This window comes from Vibrio harveyi (assembly GCF_030060435.1).
GTDB classification, from domain to species: domain Bacteria; phylum Pseudomonadota; class Gammaproteobacteria; order Enterobacterales; family Vibrionaceae; genus Vibrio; species Vibrio harveyi.
Genome location: NZ_CP125875.1, coordinates 600,820 through 617,950, shown reverse-complemented (window position 1 = coordinate 617,950; position 17,131 = coordinate 600,820). Strand labels below are relative to the sequence as shown.

Here is a 17,131-nt window from a genome sequence, read left to right as displayed (position 1 = left end):
TATTAGTGTCCTTCAAACTCGCAAATGCTGTATACGTTAAGACCTAGACCTTCTAGGCGCTTATCACCACCAATTTCTGGCAGGTTAATAACGAACGCAGCGTGCTCTAATTCACCGCCAAGCTGACGGATCAGTTTTGTTGTTGCTTCGATTGTACCGCCAGTCGCTAGCAGATCGTCAACAACCAATACTTTATCGCCTTCTACGATTGCATCAGTATGAATCTCTAGCGTATCCACACCGTACTCAAGCTCATAAGACTGAGCCACAGTAGGACGAGGTAGTTTGCCTGGCTTACGCACAGGGACAAAACCCACACCCAGTTCAAGTGCTAGAGGCGCACCAAATAGGAAACCACGAGCTTCTGTGCCGACCACTTTCGTGAAGCCCATGTCTTTGTAACGTTCAACTAATAGGTTAATCGTTGCTTGGTACGCTTTTGCGTCTTCCAGTAGGCTAGTTACGTCGCGGAAAAGAATGCCTGGTTTTGGGTAATCTTGGATGCTTTTGATGCTAGATTTGATCAGCGAAATTGTTTCTGTAGTCATAATACCGATTTACTTAGATTGGCTCATCACCCTCTGTTCTTATCGCAGTATATATGAGGGCAATAAACAATAGGTTTTCAGCGCGACGTACTCATTATTTTAAAAGTTACAGGCGCTGAAAATACAAACGCCCACTCGAAGAGCGGGCACACTATTCTCTACAATCTTAGTGATTTTCTTCTCGGTCAGCAACCAGCTCAGTCACAGGTAGACGCATAAACCAGCTCAGTAAAACGATTAGCATCACTAAAAGCGCAATTTTTACCCAGACAATGGGAGCAACCAGAATAGATACGGTAAAACTGAGCACGATAAATACAGCACCACGCTGCTTCACTTTTCGTGTAACCGCTCGGTGTTTGTGCCAGTTTTCTAGCATAGGTCCGAACGTTTTATGCTCATGCAGCCAACGATGAAAAGCAGGACTACCACGCATAAAACAGGCGCTGGCTAATAGAATAAAAGGTGTGGTTGGAAGTAATGGAAGGACGATACCAGCAATGCCAAGTATCATGCAGAGTCCACCAGCAATATTGAAAAAGTAACGCTTAATACGAATGGTGGACTCCAAAAAACAATCGTTTAATTAAAAACCTGCGTAACCGTTCAGTACGCGAATCCAGGTTAGCGTTGCAGGTAAAGTTGGGATCAAAAGAACTGCAATGAAACCTAAAAAGTAAAAAATATTATAAGGCTCTTTAAAATCTTTGTCTGCCATGATGCTTCTTCTCACTTGTTGACTTAGCTTTCTCCCAATTACATATCGTTAAATTATCGTTACGCAAATGGATCATTATTGTTTTAAGCGCTGACTATACCTTAAACAGCAAACGCTAAACACCAACAAAAAGTAAGGCTATTGTGAGAATGATTATTAATAAGATATAGGATTTTAAACAATAAAAAAAGCAGCACATGAGTGCTGCTCGTGAATTTCTGAATTCATTACATTAAACGATTCAATCGTACAATGTTTAGGCTAAAGCTTGAGGTCCCTAAGCAGCCAATTGAAAGCTGTCCACCTGTGGTAATTGGAAGTTCGCGGGTAATAAAATTCTTCATACTACCATCGCCAAGACGATTGCCGGCCGCGATGTGTTGATTAACATGTCCATCAGACCACTGACTGTCCAGACCTGCCGGCAATATAGAGACTGACGATGATGCTAAATCAGCCACGCCGAACACTGCATTTACTGCACCTGCACACTCTGAACATTGTATGCCCTTTTCAATGATCTCAACCATGTCTTTAAGATCGGCACTAAAACTTTTTAAGTTGCGTAGATAATCATCAAACAGAGCTCTCACCAGTAATGTGGTTGCTACGCCGTCTTGCTGCAGTGAAGCCGAATCCACAAGGTAGAAAGCAAATTGCCCGTTCATTAACCATCGGTAGTCAAACACCAATGGCATCACGTCTGTCGATTGCAGTAATCGGTACGAGCACTTCCAATCTCCCTGAGAGGTGTCTTTCTCAGGCAATAGAGCGTGCAACAAATCACGCGCTGCATTCGGGTTTTGCTGTAGATACTCAAGATGCCAATGAAGCTCTTGGTCATCTGGCATCTCTCCACCATCATCAACTCGGAACCACTGGCTCGAAAAATCTCGTTGTTCAGCAAAGTGGCAGTCCGAATCTTCCAGCGTATTGTCAATCGCTTGAGAGAGATGGTGATAATTTCCAATAGGTTTTGGTAGGAAGTCTTTGATACCAAATCGAAGCGCTTTTGCCACGTCAGACATTTCGTCTGTACCTGACACCACGATCAATGGCATCGATGGATATTCTAGGCTTACTTCCTCCACAAACTCGATTCCGTCTAAAACGGGCATGGATAAGTCGCATAAGACAAGGTCAGGCTCGCACTCACGCAATTGCTGCAGTGCTTCTAAACCGTTTTCAGCTTCTACTACCTTGTAACCCTGACTTTCTAAATAGGCACTAGTTACTCTACGAAATATGGGGTCATCGTCCACCAACATGATGAGCTTGTGATTGACCACTTCCTGCGCCGAGACCATTGCCGTTTGACCGTGAGTCTTAAACATACCTTTGCACCTCACAAAGCTCAGTCAAAAAACAAATTTATACGTTATTATTTTTGTTGTATTCACATCTTACAAAACGTTGTGCAGCAAGACGTCAGGCCCTTTCACCTTGTTATAAACCGTAGCCTTAAATTGACGTTTATACAAATATTCCATGGTTTATCAGTATTTACTAAGAGCGTCCTGCTGTGTTCAAATGGTGCAACATGTTGACTTAAAGCAAACTTTGATCACAAAGTTAATTATAAATTAGCCATAAACGGTAATTTAATGTGTCTGGAAATATGAAATTAGATGATCTAAACCTGTTTCGATTGGTTGTCGAAAATGGGAGCTATACCGCAACTTCGCGAAAAACCATGATTCCGGTGGCAACCATCACCCGACGCATTCAAGCGCTAGAAGACTCTGTCAATCTTCGATTGCTGAACCGTCATGCGCGTAAGCTTTCTCTCACTGAAGCTGGAGAACGCTTTTACCATGAATGCTCACCTCTGCTGCAACGCCTAACCTCGACAGCTGAGGAAATTACGGATGACTGCCGCGGTGCATCGGGCAAAATCAAAATTTCTGCGCCGTACAATCTGACGAAGCGCATGATGATGCCAATGTTCAATTCGTTCATGAAGCAGTACCCAGATATCAACATTGAGTTGACGACGGAAAGCAATGCGGATCAACTTGATCCGACCGAATGGGACGTGATCTTCCGTGTTGGTCCGCAACGTGATTCAAGTCTGATTGCACGCAAAATTGGTGAAGTAAAAGATATTTTGGTTGCAAGCCCTGACTACTTAACGGCGAACCCAGCTCCAAATCACGCTGAGGAGCTTTCTAACCACTCTTTGCTAAAAGGCTCACCGCTTATCAAGTGGACACTGATTAACAGCAAAGGAGAGTCTGTGGTGAACGTAGAGCGCGGTCGTTTTCAAGCAAACGCACTTAACGTGGTTCGTAGCTCTTGTTCAGAAGGTTTAGGTATTACTTTGATGCCTGACGTGATGATCAAAGAGTACATCGAAAGCGGCGATCTTGTGCGCGTACTACCAGATTGGAGCGCAAACCCGCGTGACATCTACATGCTCTACAACCACAAAGACCACTTACCTGAAAAGGTACGCTTATTCATCGACTTCGTGATTGCTTACAACATTCACTAAGCTAAAAACATAAGCCGATAGAAAACAAAAACCAGAGCCGAAGCTCTGGTTTTTTTATCTCTTGAGAAGTGCGATTTAAGCGCCTTCGTTGTGCAACTCTAAGTTTGCTAGGTCTTGCTGGATTTCGCGCTGTGTTTTCGCATCATCGTTGCGCAGACCATCAAGGAAATCCAGATATTGCTGGTCAATATCACCCGTCACGTACTCACCGTTAAATACGGATGTATCAAACGTAGTGATATCTTGGTTACCAAGACCAACTGCCTCGACTAAATCATCGAGACGTTGATAAATCAGAGCATCCGCACCGATTTGCTTGCAGATGGTCTCGTTATCGCGTCCATGAGCAATCAGTTCTGTTGCGCTTGGCATGTCGATACCGTAAACATTCGGGAAACGAACTTCTGGCGCGGCAGAAACCATAAACACTTTGTTCGCACCGGAATCACGAGCCATCTCAATGATCTGCTCTGAAGTCGTACCACGTACGATAGAGTCATCGACTAGCAGGACATTTTTGCCCTTGAACTCAGAGCGGATTGCATTGAGCTTACGACGTACCGACTTCTTACGTTGCTGTTGTCCCGGCATGATAAAGGTACGACCTACGTAACGGTTTTTCACAAAACCTTGGCGGTATGGCTTATCAATCGCTTGAGCAATTTGCAGTGCGATATCGCAAGACGTTTCTGGAATAGGAATAACCACGTCGATGTCTAAATCTGCGTAGTCTTCGCTGATACGCTCACCGAGCTTCTTACCCATTTCAACACGAGCACTGTACACTGAAATCTTATCGATGAATGAATCTGGACGAGCAAAGTAAACGAACTCAAAAATACATGGGTTCAGCTTAGGGTTGTCAGCACACTGCTTAGTGTATAGCTCACCGTCAAATGTCGCGTAAATTGCCTCACCAGGCGCCACGTCGCGAACAAAATCGAAGCCAACAGCATCCAATGCGACAGATTCTGACGCCACCATATACTCTGTTCTGCCGTTTACTTCTCGCTTGCCAAGACAAAGAGGACGAATGCCGTGAGGGTCACGAAATGCAATCATACCGTGACCAATGATCATCGCTGTTACTGCGTATGCACCGCGAATAGTGCGATGCACATTAGTCACCGCGCGGAACACGTCTTCAGAAGTCACGTTACCTTTAACGGTGTCGATTTCATGAGCCAGTACATTAAGAAGCACTTCTGAGTCTGAAGTGGTGTTGATATGGCGGCGGTCTTTTTCAAACAGTTTCTGACGAACTTCATGAGCGTTTGTCAGGTTACCGTTGTGGGCAAGTGTAATACCGAAAGGAGAGTTTACGTAGAAAGGTTGAGCTTCTGAGGCGCTTGAGCTACCTGCAGTAGGGTAACGAACATGACCAATACCCACCTCACCTTGCAAGCGTTGCATGTGTCTTGCTTCGAACACATCCTTCACTAAACCGTTCGCCTTGCGCAGACGAAAACGATTGCTTTCTATGGTACAAATACCAGCGGCATCTTGGCCACGATGCTGTAACACCGTTAACGCGTCATAAATAGACTGGTTTACAGGCGTTGTGCCCACGATTCCAACAATACCACACATGTCCTAATCCTCGATTTGCGACAGTAGCTGGCACTACTAGATAGTGCCAGACAGAAAACTTGATGTTGCTTTTAAATGCTCGAAGAATGGGGCGATGATACGGCTGAACTCAGGGACCAACTGTGACTCTTTCCACCAATCCGAGCTTGGGAATGCAGTAAACGCATCCATAAAAAACAGCACCGCAGAAACAATCAGTACTCCGCGTAAACCACCAAACACCACACCGAGAATTCGATCGGTTCCTGATAGCCCTGTTTTTTGTACCAGTTGACCAATGACGTAATTCACCACTGCACCAACCACTAGGGTTGCGACGAATAACGCCGCAATTGCGGCTCCGTTTCGAAACATTTCATCTTCGATGTTGGTGAAGTACACCGCCAATTTGGCGTAGTAGTTACTGGAGATAAAAAATGCTCCGAACCAAATCACCAAAGACAAAGCTTCTTTAGCAAAACCGCGAACTAAACTGATCAGAGCTGAAAATCCGATCACACCTAAAATGACAAAATCTAACCAATTCATGTTTTCTTCATCTTAAGTTGGCGCGCATTTTAACAGAAAAAATGCTGACGCAAACGTTTTCTTATGGATTTAATGGCTTAAATTTAAGCAATTGACCTTTTGAGCCTGTAATTTTTTGTAATTCCTTGACCTGTCGTTCAAGTTTACTTTTTGATACATCAGGACCAACAATTACTCGAGTAAAGGTATTCTCTTTTTTTACATGAGCTTGATACCCGCGCTTCTGTAAATCCTCTACCAATGCAACTGCATTCTCATGATTTTTCAGTGCCATCAATTGAATGATCCAAGCCGAATCCTCATATTGATTTTTTTCTTCAACCGGACGAACAGCGACCTCTACCTTTTCAGGCTGCTTGTTCGCGTGTTCAGGTTGAGTAGCAGGCTCTGTTTTTGGTACAGAAACGTCAATTGGAGACACTTCAGATTCATCCACCGTCGCAGTTACCGGAGATTCTGGTAACGAAACGTTGTCTTCTTCAGGTTCCAAGATTTCAAAGTTTTCCACATCGCTATCAAGTTCTGGTTTGATAGGAATGCTGGCAAACTCTTCTTTGTAGTGCAGTTTCTTACCATCTAGGACGTCAGGGAGCACAATGACCCCCACCGCTACTAGAATGATGGTGCCGACTAAACGACTTTGGAATTTACTTGCCATCAAATTACCTTTGATTACTCATTATTTGATTGCCAATGCTCCAACACCTCGCCCACAGTATGGAAGGAACCAACCACCAAAATGACATCGTCGTGAGCTGCGTGAGTCTTCGCGCTCTCAAACGCCTCTACTGGAGCTTGGAACTCAACTTGACCTTGAGGTAAGTATTGGCACAGTTCATCTGCTGTCGCTGCTCGTGGACCTGTCAGCGATGCTGGATACCATTGCGTTGCAATTGGAGTTAATGCTTCGATTGTTGCTTTGATGTCTTTATCGTGCAGCATAGCAACCACAACGTGGATGTTCTTATCCGCGTATTGACGTTTCACCTTCTCAACCAAGTATTCAGCTGAATGAGGGTTGTGTGCAACATCAAGGACGATTTCCGGACCCGTTTGCAAAACCTGCATTCGGCCAGCCAAGCGAGCATTATTCAAGCCATTAACGATATTAATGTCAGTGATTTGCAATTCTGACGCGCCGAGAGCCATTAACGCTGTTGCTGCATTCGGTAACGGTAGAGATGGCAATGGCAGATCTTCTAAATCAAATGCGCCACTGCTCCACTTCCAACCTTTCTCAGTTATCTGGTAATCAAATTGAATACCGACTTGGAAAAACTCAGCTTGAATATCATCAGCATGGGCAGCAACCGTCGCCGGCGGTGTTGGCTGACCACAAATTGCAGGTTTGCCCGCACGGTAAATACCGGCTTTCTCGAAGCCAATCACATTGATGTCATCGCCCAGCCAATCAACATGGTCGATAGCCAAGCTAGTGATAACAGACACGTCATGGTCAACCACATTAGTCGCGTCTAAGCGTCCACCTAGACCAACTTCTAACAGGACCACATCCACTTTCTCAACTTGGAAAATACGAAGTGCCGCTAACGTACCAAATTCAAACAAACTTAGGCTTATCTCGCCGCGCTGTTTTTCGATGTAATCGAACGCCTCACAGTGTTTGCTATCTTCTGCATCGACGCCATTGATACGTACTCGCTCATTGTAGCGAATCAGGTGTGGTGAACTGTAAACACCGACAGAGTAACCGGCATCTAATAGAATGGCTTCCATCAACGCACATGTTGAGCCCTTGCCATTGGTGCCGGCAACAGTAATCACAGTAGGAGCTGGTTTGGTAAGGTTAGCCTTTTGCGCTACCGCTTGAACGCGGTCTAAGCCAAGGTCAATCGCTGAAGTGTGGAGATTTGTTAAATAATCAAGCCACATCGTTAGAGGAGATGTGGCTTGAGGAATAGAGTTTTGGGTCATCTAACTTTAACCATTAATTTCTTTGGTTTTTATGTTAGTTGATACTTTACCCTTTTTCGTCCGCTTCTGGTACAGAATATGGCTCTTCATTTGGAGATTCGTTAACCGAGACCACCATAGGAGACTTGTGGTTAGTTAGCTTAGCTACTAGACCACCCACACGCTGACGCATTTCACGACGGTCAACGATCATATCGATCGCACCGTGCTCAAGAAGGAACTCGCTACGTTGGAAGCCTTCAGGAAGATCTTCACGTACTGTCTGTTCAATTACACGGCGACCAGCAAAGCCGATAAGTGCTTTAGGTTCACCAATGTTGATGTCACCTAGCATTGCCAAACTTGCTGATACACCGCCCATTGTTGGGTCAGTCAGTACAGAGATGAATGGCAAGCCTTTCTCAGAAAGACGCTCAAGTGCCGCACTGGTTTTCGCCATTTGCATTAGAGACATCAACGCCTCCTGCATACGCGCACCACCACTTGCTGAGAAACAAACAAGTGCACAGTTGTTTTCAATTGCTGCTTCTACTGCTTTTACAAAGCGCGCACCAACAACAGAACCCATTGAACCGCCCATGAAAGAGAACTCAAAAGCACACGCCACTAGTGGCATGCCCAACAATTCACCTTGCATTACGATCAGTGCATCTTTCTCACCACTGCTCTTTTGTGCAGCAGAGATACGCTCTTTGTAGCGTTTAGAATCTTTAAACTTCAGTTTATCTTGCGGCTCAAGCTCAGTACCAAGTTCCACACGGTTACCTTCATCTAGGAATGTTTCTAGACGACGGCGCGCTTTCATACGCATGTGATGGTTACACTTAGGACAAACTTCTAGGTTACGCTCAAGCTCAGCGTGGTATAAAACCTGCTCACAAGAAGTACATTTGGTCCACACGCCTTCAGGAATAGAAGCTTTACGTGAACTTACTAGGTTGCTTTTCTCTAAAATCTTTTCAAGCCAACTCATGGAAGACCTTTTCTCTCAACTCTTCCGCTTCATTGCGAAAGATATAAATTCGGGAATATTGCGGATGGATTAAAACATATCTTGCCGCGACTGTAGATAAAAAACTGGTTGTACCTATTTTTGATATCATTAATAACGCACAGTTTCAGCACGTATCCAGCCTAAAGTACCGATATTTTGAAACAAAATCGCAAATTTAGTTCAAATTATCTGGCAAAAACAACGGACCGATCGGCACAAGTGGCAATCCAAACTCTTCTGGGTAGTCCACATCCACCAAATATAAGCCTTCAGCTTTGGCGGTCGCGCCTGCTAATTTGCGGTCTTTCGCTTCTAGTAGCCATTTTATCCATTCTGGTTTTTCTTCACCACGACCCACTTTGATCAAGCTACCGGTGATGTTGCGCACCATATGATGAACAAATGCATTGGCTTTGATATCAATCACGATGTAGTCACCATGACGAGTTACGTTAAGGTGCATCAAGTTACGGAATGGACTCAATGATTGGCAATGCGCAGCACGGAATGAGCTAAAGTCGTTCTCACCCAATAGATACTGCCCTGCTTCATGCATTTTCTTCTCGTCAAGTTCACCATGGTAGTGGCTCACCCCAGAATTCAAAATACCTGGACGCAGTGCATGATTGAAGATGATGTAGCGATAACGACGCGCAGTTGCAGAGAATCGAGCATGAAAGTCATCGTTCACTTCCACTGCCCAGCGGACAGCGATATCACTTGGCATGTTTGCATTTGCACCCATAGTCCAAGCCACCATTTTACGACTCACGTTGGTGTCAAAGTGAATAACCTGACCAGTGCCATGCACACCAGCGTCTGTACGACCTGCACACTGAACTTCAACAGGGTGATTAGCTACCACAGACAATGCTTTTTCTAGCTCTTCTTGGACGCTTTTCACTTCTCTTTGACGTTGCCAGCCAAAGTAGTTTGTACCGTTGTATTCGATACCTAATGCGATTCTCATTTTAACCTTCGAACTCTAAAATGGGGCGGGAAGTATATACGTAAGTCCTTCCAGATACAAAAAGGGCAGCGTTTGCTGCCCTTTTAGTTACCTACCGTTAATCGTATCGATGAGGTTTTTAGCCTCTCGGCGAATATCATCTTCTCCGTAGACAATCGCTTCTTCTAGCAACTTAATCGCGCCTTGAGGATCGTTCATCTCAAGGTAGATTTTTGCGAGATCCAGCTTACCTGCAGCTTCTGCATTGGTATCTACATCGACATCGCCAATATCACCAATCACGTCAGGAAATTCGTTCAGACCCACATCGAGTTTGAGATCTTGCTCTTCAAACTCGCCACCGTCTTTATCCACTTGCGCCATCAACTCATCAATCGTCATGAATTGATTCTTCTTAGGATCAAAGTCCGTTAAGTCTTCTTGCTCACCCCAGTTTTCTTGCGCGATTTCTGGCTGTGCTAACGCGTCAGACGAACTCCATACTTCACGCTGATCTTCTGGTACCTCTGTTGCTGATGAAGTACTTTCTGGCGACAGTTTAAAGCCGTCCCAGTCATCACCAACATCCAGCATAGTCTCGAAGTCCATACCAGCGCTTGCAATCGTGTCACTATCTAGCTTGCCATCAAAGACCTCAGATTCAGCATTTTCCGATAACAGGTTCGCCATCGCTGATTCTTCGAAGTCATTTAACTCTGACTCAAAGGCATTGTTCGCTTCTGGCTCCACATCGGCACTGAAAGCTTCTGGTTGCGCAAAGACTTCGAACAAAGCATCGTGGTCATTATCAGCTTGCAACACTGGCTGAGGCGTTTCTAAGCGCTCATTCGATGCTTCTGGACTAATAGTGTCAGATTCAGCAGTTGATGGTTCTTCTGCCATTGATGCTAGCGCATCTTCTTCGCTGAATTCAGGAAGCTCTAAGTCGTCGAAGTTGAACTCTTCTTCTGCTTCCGCAACTGGCGCTTCAAGATCGGCTGTTTCCGATTCTGTTAGCGCTGGCTCCTCTGCCATTGACGCTAGCGCATCTTCTTCGCTGAATTCAGGAAGCTCTAAGTCGTCGAAGTTGAACTCTTCTTCTGCTTCCGCAACTGGTGCTTCAGGCTCAGCCATTTCCGATTCCGCTAACGCTGGCTCTTCTGCCGTTGACGCTAGCGCATCTTCTTCGCTGAACTCAGGAAGCTCTAAGTCGTCGAAGTTGAACTCTTCTTCTGCTTCCGCAACTGGTGCTTCAGGCTCAGCCATTTCCGATTCTGTTAGCGCTGGCTCCTCTGCCATTGACGCTAGCGCATCTTCTTCGCTGAAATCAGGAAGCTCTAAGTCGTCGAAGTTGAACTCTTCTTCTGCTTCCGCAACTGGTGCTTCAGGCTCAGCCATTTCCGATTCCGCTAACGCTGGCACTTCTGCCGTTGACGCTAGCGCATCTTCTTCGCTGAACTCAGGAAGCTCTAATTCATCAAAGTTGAACTCTTCTTCTGCGTCCGCAACTGGCGCTTCAAGATCGGCTGTTTCCGATTCTGTTAGCGCTGGCTCCTCTGTCATTGACGCTAGCGCACCTTCTTCGCTGAACTCAGGAAGCTCTAATTCATCAAAGTTGAACTCTTCTTCTGCGTCCGCAACTGGCGCTTCAAGATCGGCTGTTTCCGATTCTGTTAGCGCTGGCTCTTCTGCCATTGACGCTAGCGCATCTTCTTCGCTGAATTCAGGAAGTTCTAAGTCGTCGAGGTTGAACTCTTCTTCTGCGTCCGCAACTGGTGCTTCAACATCGGCTGTTTCCGATTCTGTTAGCGCAGGCTCTTCTGCCATTGATGCTAGCGCATCTTCTTCGCTGAACTCAGGAAGCTCTAATTCATCAAAGTTGAACTCTTCTTCCGCGTCCGCAACTGGCGCTTCAACATCGGCTGTTTCCGATTCTGTTAGCGCTGGCTCCTCTGCCATTGACGCTAGCGCATCTTCTTCGCTGAATTCAGGAAGCTCTAAGTCGTCGAGGTTGAACTCTTCTTCATCGATATTAGATGCAGTTGAGTTAGCTGCGACTGGCTCTTGCTCTGTTTTGCCCTCAGGCTCAATATCATCAACTAGCCAATCTTCCTCTTGAGGAATACCAAATTCATTTTCAACTGTGTTCGGCGTCGGAGTGAAAGCAGGCTCTTCTTCAATATCAGAAGTTGCAATAGATTCACTTTCAGCTTGGTTCACTTGTGGCACGTCGTCTGATGGAAGCTCCGCTGTATCAAGCTGCTCAACAGATTCTTCCACCACTGCTAGTTCTTCAACTGATGTTTCTGGCTCGGATTCAAGCTCCGCCTCATCCGCGAATTCCGTTTCACCGCCAATCAATGCGTCAAGCTCTGCAGCAAAGTCCGCACCTTCTTGCTCTGCAGGTTTTAGAGCTTCGCTGTCGGTATCGAAGAGATCATCCAGCTCCGTCATTAACGGGTCATGCTTTGGTGAAGCATCTTCTAGGTCACCAAAGAAATCATTGCTGTTGAAATTAACATCGGATTCAGACTGCTCGGCTTCAGCTTCTGTGCTGAGAGGCTCAGTCAGAGGCTGACTTTCAGCCTCTGGTTGGTTGTCACTAAGCAGCGCATCAATATCCAAACCGGAATCTAATCCAAGTGCCGCTTTTTCATCTTCTAGATCTAATGTTGATTCGACGCCAGCAGTAGGTTGAGGAGTCGAAGTTAACGCTTCATCTTCTACAGGCTCTAAATCATCAAAACCAAGCGAGGCAAGCAGGTCTTCATCATCTTGAATGTTCTCTGGTTCGTCATCTTCACGAATTAGATCATCAAATGGGTCAATTTCACTGTTCGGTTCGCTGTGCGATTCTTCGTTATCGTCATCTAACAGCTCGTCCAACAAATCAACGCTATTTTCATCAATGTCTGCCAGAGCATCGTCATTCTCGAAACCTGATAGCTTTTCTAGCTCATCAAGCGGATCAAAGTCATCGTCGGATGAGTCCTCATCATCAAAGCCAATCAACTCGTCGAGTAAATCGGTACTGTCTTCGTCGATCGCAGGCTCTTCGCTCAAGCCTGCGATATCCTCTAGCTCTTCAAGAGGGTCAAGCTCGTTAAGGGACTCACCATCATCTTCGCCGATCAACTCATCAAGAAGCGCCGATGCGTCATCTTCACTTGAGTCGTTTTCTGTTAGACCGGAAAGCGCCTCAAGTTCATCAAATACATCATCATCTGATTCGCTTGATGTTGGTTGCTCGTATTGTGCTAGCAGTTTATCGATGTCATCGTCCGTTGCTTCACCAGCTGAAAATGCGTTCTCAGTTACAGTTGGCTTATCTTCTTCAACATCCAGATTGAGATCATCACCATCTAGGTCAGCAAACAAGTCGTCCAACATTGCTTGGTCTACGCCATCTGTTTGCAGCTCTTCTGCCGGTTCATCAGCTGCGAGTAATTCAGCAAAAGCATCATCAGACATCGCATCAGAACCATCTTCGTCAGAAAGATCGAAGCCAGCATCATCGTCATCTAGCACTTCAAGTTCAGGTGCCACCTCATCCAAGGCGCGCTCCATTTCTTCAAGACCCAGGGCTTTTTCTTCGCCATTAACCTTGATGCCATTGCTAGAGGAATCAAATTCATCAAAGCCAACGTCTAAATCGCCATCGTCACCGATGCCAGCAAATGGGTCCTCGCCATCATCACCTTCAAGATTGAAGTCAAGCTCGTCATCATCAAGGTTCCCGAAGACATCCTCTTCTTCAGTTTGCTGTTCTTCTTGTTCGAATAGGTTTTCAGCTTCGTCATCATCTCCGAACAAGTCGTCATCAAGGCTCAGCTCTTCGTCTAATTCATCTGCAGCTGCTAAACCAATTGGCGCAGCAAGAGGATCTGTACTTTGCTGCTCTTGCGCAGCCGCTTCTTCCTCTTTCGCTTTCGAGCGACGACCAAGCATCATCACGACCAACAAGGCGATTAACGCACCCGGAATCAACGCAGCAAGACCAACAAGCCAGCCATTCGATAGAATTTTATCCATCGTACTTGGCTGCATACGCTGTTGCTCGGCAACACGCTGACGCTCTTCAGCTAACAATTTTTCAACTTCTGAGCGAATACGCTCTTCGTCATTCAACGATGTTTTCAGCGTTTCAACTTCGCTTTGTACTTCAGAAAGCATCAAACGCAGGCGATGATTCTTCTCTTCCAAAGACTCCAATTCACTTTGCGAGCCTTGCAGCTTGTCTTTCAGCGCACTGACTTGCTTCTCGCCTTCTGGTGAGGTGGTCACTGCAGGCACTGGCGTCTCAGGTTTTACCACTTTTACCAGCTCTGGTTTCGGAGCTTCTGGTTTCGCAGCCTCTGGTTTTGGATCTGGCTTTGCGGTTTCAACCACTGGTTTTGGCGGCTCAACTTTCGGTTTTACAGGTTGAGTAGGCGTTGCTTTTGGCTGAGTGAGTCGAGCTTCATGCGCTTTCATAATGGCAACAGCTTGCGCAGTTGTTGCGCTTTGCACTTGCTCCAGAGAAGGGACACGTAATCGACTACCAGGAATCAGTTCGTGGATATTCTGTTTATCAAACGCTTGAGGGTTGATTCTATAGATGGCGAGCAGCGTTTGTTGTACGGAAACATTTCGAGAAGGTCGCAATTGAGAAGCGATCGACCATAAAGTCTCATTTTGACCTGTCGGGCCAAAGAAGCGCGACGGTTGGTCATTTTTAGGTGGAGCGGGCAACGCTCGTTCAATCTCCTCAGCAAAGCTCGGAGACGCTTGCACTTCACCAGAGGGTCCTACAAGACGAATACCTTCGGCTTGAACCAATGACGATGTCTGAGTCGCGCTCATCAGCACAAGGGCTGCTAACAAACGCTTATAATTTTGACGCATAGAAGGCTCAGTTTGGTGCTAGTAACAATTTGAAATAGTGATCGGTTAAATATATCGGATATAGCCCTCAAAACTATAGCTTTGAGGGTAAAAAATGTGTGGCTCTCACCATATTCGTACTAATCTCACACAATTTTACGCTATTCGAACAAAAAAGCCTCGCATAGTGCGAGGCTTTAAGGTTCTTAACGTGGTCGACTTAGTAGTAATCGCGAATCAGAACTTCTGCAATTTGAACTGCGTTGGTTGCTGCGCCTTTACGAACATTATCGGCAACAACCCATAGGTTCACGCCACTGTGATGGCTGATATCGTTACGAATACGACCAACCATTACATGGTCTTTGCCGCCCGCATCACGAACTTGTGTTGGGAAGTCTTCACCGTGGAATACTTCAATACCATCTGTTTGCTCAAGTAAGTTCATCACTTCTTGTGCATCGATTGGTGAGCGAGTCTCAATATGAACCGCTTCTGCGTGACCATAGAATACAGGTACGCGTACACAAGTTGGGTTTACTGTGATTGATGGGTCGTTAAAGATCTTTTGCGTTTCCCACACCATTTTCATTTCTTCTTTGGTGTAGCCGTTTTCCATCATCTGGTCGATTTGTGGAATACAGTTAAACGCGATCTGTTGAGAGAATTGCTTCTTGTCAGCAGGTAGACCATTTAGCAGCTTCGCTGTTTGACCTGCTAGCTCATCAATACCTGCTTTACCTGCACCCGATACAGATTGGTAAGTTGAAACGTTAATACGTTCAATGCCCACTGCATCATGAATTGGTTTTAGTGCCACCAGCATTTGGATGGTTGAACAGTTCGGGTTTGCAATGATATTGCGGTTACGAAATTCTGCAATCGCTTCTGGGTTTACTTCTGGCACAACCAAAGGAATGTCATATTCGTAACGGAAGTTCGACGTGTTATCGATAACGATAACACCTTCATCAGCGGCAATTGGTGCCCATTTTGCTGACAGTTCGCCACCAGCAGAGAACAGTGCGATGTGCGCTTGAGACCAATCGAATTCTTCTACGTTTTGAACACGTACCGTTTTACCATTGAAGCGGTAAGTCTTGCCTTCACTACGCTCACTCGCAAGTAGGAAGATTTCACCTACCGGGAATTTGCGCTCTTGAAGCACTTCCAAAATTGTTTCACCGACCGCACCGGTCGCACCTAATACGGCAACATTGTATTGCTGGCTCATTGACTTACCTCAACCTGAAAACCTAGTTCTGCTAATGGTGCAAGATTGCATGTTTCGTTACCCATTAGCGTGACAGCGCTGTACTCGCGGCGATCCCAGTAGTTTTTACGCATCAGGTCAAAAGAGCCTGGCTTACTGATTTCGCGGCGGAAAAGAGCGTCATCTTTACGCACATCATAGATTAACTGCGTGATGTTGTGCAGCGTTGCTTCATCCCATGCTCTGTCCAATACCATAGTAGGAACAGGCGCGGTTGGCAGTAAATCGCTGGCATGCGCACGTAATTCGTTATTTAAGAACTCACAGTAGCTATTGAAAATCATTGTTGTACCGCGAGCTTTCCCTTCCAGACCATAGCCTGCAACGTGAGGGGTTGCGAATGCTAGCAGAGGCAGAAGCTCCATATCAACCTCTGGTTCAAACTCAAACACATCGAGTGCCGCTGTAAAGCCGTCGTTTTTCAGTAAACGTTGCTTTAGCGCTTGGTTGTCAACGACCGGACCGCGCGCGGCATTGATAAGAATTTGATCGCTACGAAGACCATTTAGCACTGCCTCATCAATCAGGTGATGCGTTGGATGTGGACCATCTTTAGTGATAGGCGTATGCAGCGTAATGATGTCAGAACGTTCGATCAGCTCGGCTAGCGGAGTGAAGCTGCGAGAATCACCCTCTTCTTGTTTAAATAGATCATTGATGAGCACGTTTATACCCATGCCTTTCAAACATTTTTCAAGGTAGCTACCGACTTGACCCGCGCCAATAATACCAACGGTTTTATCGAAAACTGAGAAGCCTTGTTGTTGTGCTAGCACCATCATGACGCTGAACGCGTACTCGGCAACACCAACTTTGTTACAACCAGGTGCTGCGGTGAAGAAAATACCTTTCTCTTGCAATAGCGCTTGATCAACATGATCCATACCTGCGGTTGCTGTACCAACGAACTTCAGCTTGTTTGCTTTGCTGATCAGTTCTGCGTTTACTTTGGTAACTGAGCGAATCATTAGCGCGTCGACATCGACTAAATCATCGGCGGTTAGTGTACGACCAGGTTTTAGAATCACTTCACCGAGTTGGCTGAATAGCTCTTCAGCGTACGGCATATTTTCATCAACAATAATTTTCATAGCGCCAGCGTTTAACATCCATTTGTATGAGTTCGTTTATTCGCAAGATGCGAAGCTAAAGCGATTGTGCCCTTTTCTTGAAAAATCTCAACAACTATACCCAAGTGACTTTCCTAAACAGGTTTCAGAAAAGAAAAAGCCCGGCTAA

14 protein-coding genes are annotated in these 17,131 nt (G+C 45.7%); 1 reads left to right on the top strand and 13 read right to left on the bottom strand.

Features of this window, described 5'->3' with window-relative positions; translation table 11 throughout:
* Positions 1-2: 2 nt before the first annotated feature.
* The 4 genes from apt to QMY49_RS02860 form a co-directional block, all read right to left on the bottom strand.
* Complete coding sequence (gene apt / locus QMY49_RS02875) at positions 3-548, bottom strand: adenine phosphoribosyltransferase (protein WP_005452085.1); 546 nt, start codon at positions 546-548, stop codon at positions 3-5.
* Between the two features lie 166 nt (positions 549-714).
* Entirely contained in the window at positions 715-1,119 is a 405-nt protein-coding gene (locus tag QMY49_RS02870) for a YbaN family protein (RefSeq protein WP_005452088.1), read from the bottom strand.
* A 15-nt stretch (positions 1,120-1,134) separates the two neighbouring features.
* Positions 1,135-1,266, bottom strand: coding sequence for a hypothetical protein (locus tag QMY49_RS02865; RefSeq protein ID WP_005452089.1), 132 nt, complete (start codon positions 1,264-1,266; stop codon positions 1,135-1,137).
* 227 nt (positions 1,267-1,493) lie between these two features.
* Positions 1,494-2,600 (bottom strand): response regulator, encoded by a 1,107-nt coding sequence (locus QMY49_RS02860; protein ID WP_005452090.1) that lies wholly within the window; start codon positions 2,598-2,600, stop codon positions 1,494-1,496.
* 284 nt (positions 2,601-2,884) lie between these two features.
* Here QMY49_RS02860 and QMY49_RS02855 point away from each other — a divergent pair, with 284 nt between their 5' ends.
* A complete protein-coding gene (locus tag QMY49_RS02855; protein ID WP_005452091.1) occupies positions 2,885-3,760 on the top strand; it encodes a LysR family transcriptional regulator in 876 nt (291 codons plus the stop codon).
* A gap of 75 nt (positions 3,761-3,835) precedes the next feature.
* Here the strand turns inward: QMY49_RS02855 and purF are convergent, their stop codons facing one another.
* The 9 genes from purF to QMY49_RS02810 all read right to left on the bottom strand — a co-directional run bounded on the left by purF (position 3,836) and on the right by QMY49_RS02810 (position 16,983).
* Positions 3,836-5,350 (bottom strand): amidophosphoribosyltransferase, encoded by a 1,515-nt coding sequence (purF, locus tag QMY49_RS02850; protein ID WP_009698549.1) that lies wholly within the window; start codon positions 5,348-5,350, stop codon positions 3,836-3,838.
* 36 nt (positions 5,351-5,386) lie between these two features.
* Positions 5,387-5,878, bottom strand: coding sequence for a CvpA family protein (locus QMY49_RS02845; protein ID WP_005432921.1), 492 nt, complete (start codon positions 5,876-5,878; stop codon positions 5,387-5,389).
* A gap of 61 nt (positions 5,879-5,939) precedes the next feature.
* A complete protein-coding gene (locus QMY49_RS02840) occupies positions 5,940-6,536 on the bottom strand; it encodes an SPOR domain-containing protein (protein WP_050940892.1) in 597 nt (198 codons plus the stop codon).
* A gap of 14 nt (positions 6,537-6,550) precedes the next feature.
* Positions 6,551-7,813 carry a bifunctional tetrahydrofolate synthase/dihydrofolate synthase gene (folC, locus tag QMY49_RS02835; protein WP_005452094.1) on the bottom strand — a complete coding sequence of 421 codons (1,263 nt, stop codon included), beginning with the start codon at positions 7,811-7,813 and terminating at the stop codon, positions 6,551-6,553.
* Positions 7,814-7,859: 46 nt separating this feature from the next.
* Complete coding sequence (gene accD / locus QMY49_RS02830; protein WP_005452095.1) at positions 7,860-8,786, bottom strand: acetyl-CoA carboxylase, carboxyltransferase subunit beta; 927 nt, start codon at positions 8,784-8,786, stop codon at positions 7,860-7,862.
* A gap of 196 nt (positions 8,787-8,982) precedes the next feature.
* The gene (gene truA / locus QMY49_RS02825) at positions 8,983-9,777 is read right to left on the bottom strand and encodes a tRNA pseudouridine(38-40) synthase TruA (RefSeq protein ID WP_283312717.1); all 795 of its coding nucleotides are present in this window, start codon (positions 9,775-9,777) and stop codon (positions 8,983-8,985) included.
* An 87-nt stretch (positions 9,778-9,864) separates the two neighbouring features.
* The gene (locus QMY49_RS02820; RefSeq protein ID WP_283312715.1) at positions 9,865-14,640 is read right to left on the bottom strand and encodes a FimV/HubP family polar landmark protein; all 4,776 of its coding nucleotides are present in this window, start codon (positions 14,638-14,640) and stop codon (positions 9,865-9,867) included.
* 199 nt (positions 14,641-14,839) lie between these two features.
* On the bottom strand, positions 14,840-15,853 hold the full coding sequence (locus tag QMY49_RS02815; protein WP_283312713.1) for an aspartate-semialdehyde dehydrogenase: 1,014 nt from the start codon (positions 15,851-15,853) through the stop codon (positions 14,840-14,842).
* Positions 15,850-16,983, bottom strand: coding sequence for a 4-phosphoerythronate dehydrogenase (locus tag QMY49_RS02810; protein WP_283312711.1), 1,134 nt, complete (start codon positions 16,981-16,983; stop codon positions 15,850-15,852). The genes QMY49_RS02815 and QMY49_RS02810 overlap by 4 nt, the downstream gene beginning before the upstream one ends.
* Between the last annotated feature and the right edge of the window lie 148 nt (positions 16,984-17,131).

Coding starts and splice junctions, on each gene's coding strand:
- accD (WP_005452095.1), bottom strand. CDS start 8,786: ATGAGTTGGCTTGAAAAGATTTTAGAGAAAAGCAACCTAGTAAGTTCA.
- QMY49_RS02840 (WP_050940892.1), bottom strand. CDS start 6,536: ATGGCAAGTAAATTCCAAAGTCGTTTAGTCGGCACCATCATTCTAGTA.
- QMY49_RS02855 (WP_005452091.1), top strand. CDS start 2,885: ATGAAATTAGATGATCTAAACCTGTTTCGATTGGTTGTCGAAAATGGG.
- QMY49_RS02810 (WP_283312711.1), bottom strand. CDS start 16,983: ATGAAAATTATTGTTGATGAAAATATGCCGTACGCTGAAGAGCTATTC.
- QMY49_RS02865 (WP_005452089.1), bottom strand. CDS start 1,266: ATGGCAGACAAAGATTTTAAAGAGCCTTATAATATTTTTTACTTTTTA.
- QMY49_RS02860 (WP_005452090.1), bottom strand. CDS start 2,600: ATGTTTAAGACTCACGGTCAAACGGCAATGGTCTCGGCGCAGGAAGTG.
- purF (WP_009698549.1), bottom strand. CDS start 5,350: ATGTGTGGTATTGTTGGAATCGTGGGCACAACGCCTGTAAACCAGTCT.
- QMY49_RS02845 (WP_005432921.1), bottom strand. CDS start 5,878: ATGAATTGGTTAGATTTTGTCATTTTAGGTGTGATCGGATTTTCAGCT.
- folC (WP_005452094.1), bottom strand. CDS start 7,813: ATGACCCAAAACTCTATTCCTCAAGCCACATCTCCTCTAACGATGTGG.
- apt (WP_005452085.1), bottom strand. CDS start 548: ATGACTACAGAAACAATTTCGCTGATCAAATCTAGCATCAAAAGCATC.
- truA (WP_283312717.1), bottom strand. CDS start 9,777: ATGAGAATCGCATTAGGTATCGAATACAACGGTACAAACTACTTTGGC.
- QMY49_RS02815 (WP_283312713.1), bottom strand. CDS start 15,853: ATGAGCCAGCAATACAATGTTGCCGTATTAGGTGCGACCGGTGCGGTC.
- QMY49_RS02820 (WP_283312715.1), bottom strand. CDS start 14,640: ATGCGTCAAAATTATAAGCGTTTGTTAGCAGCCCTTGTGCTGATGAGC.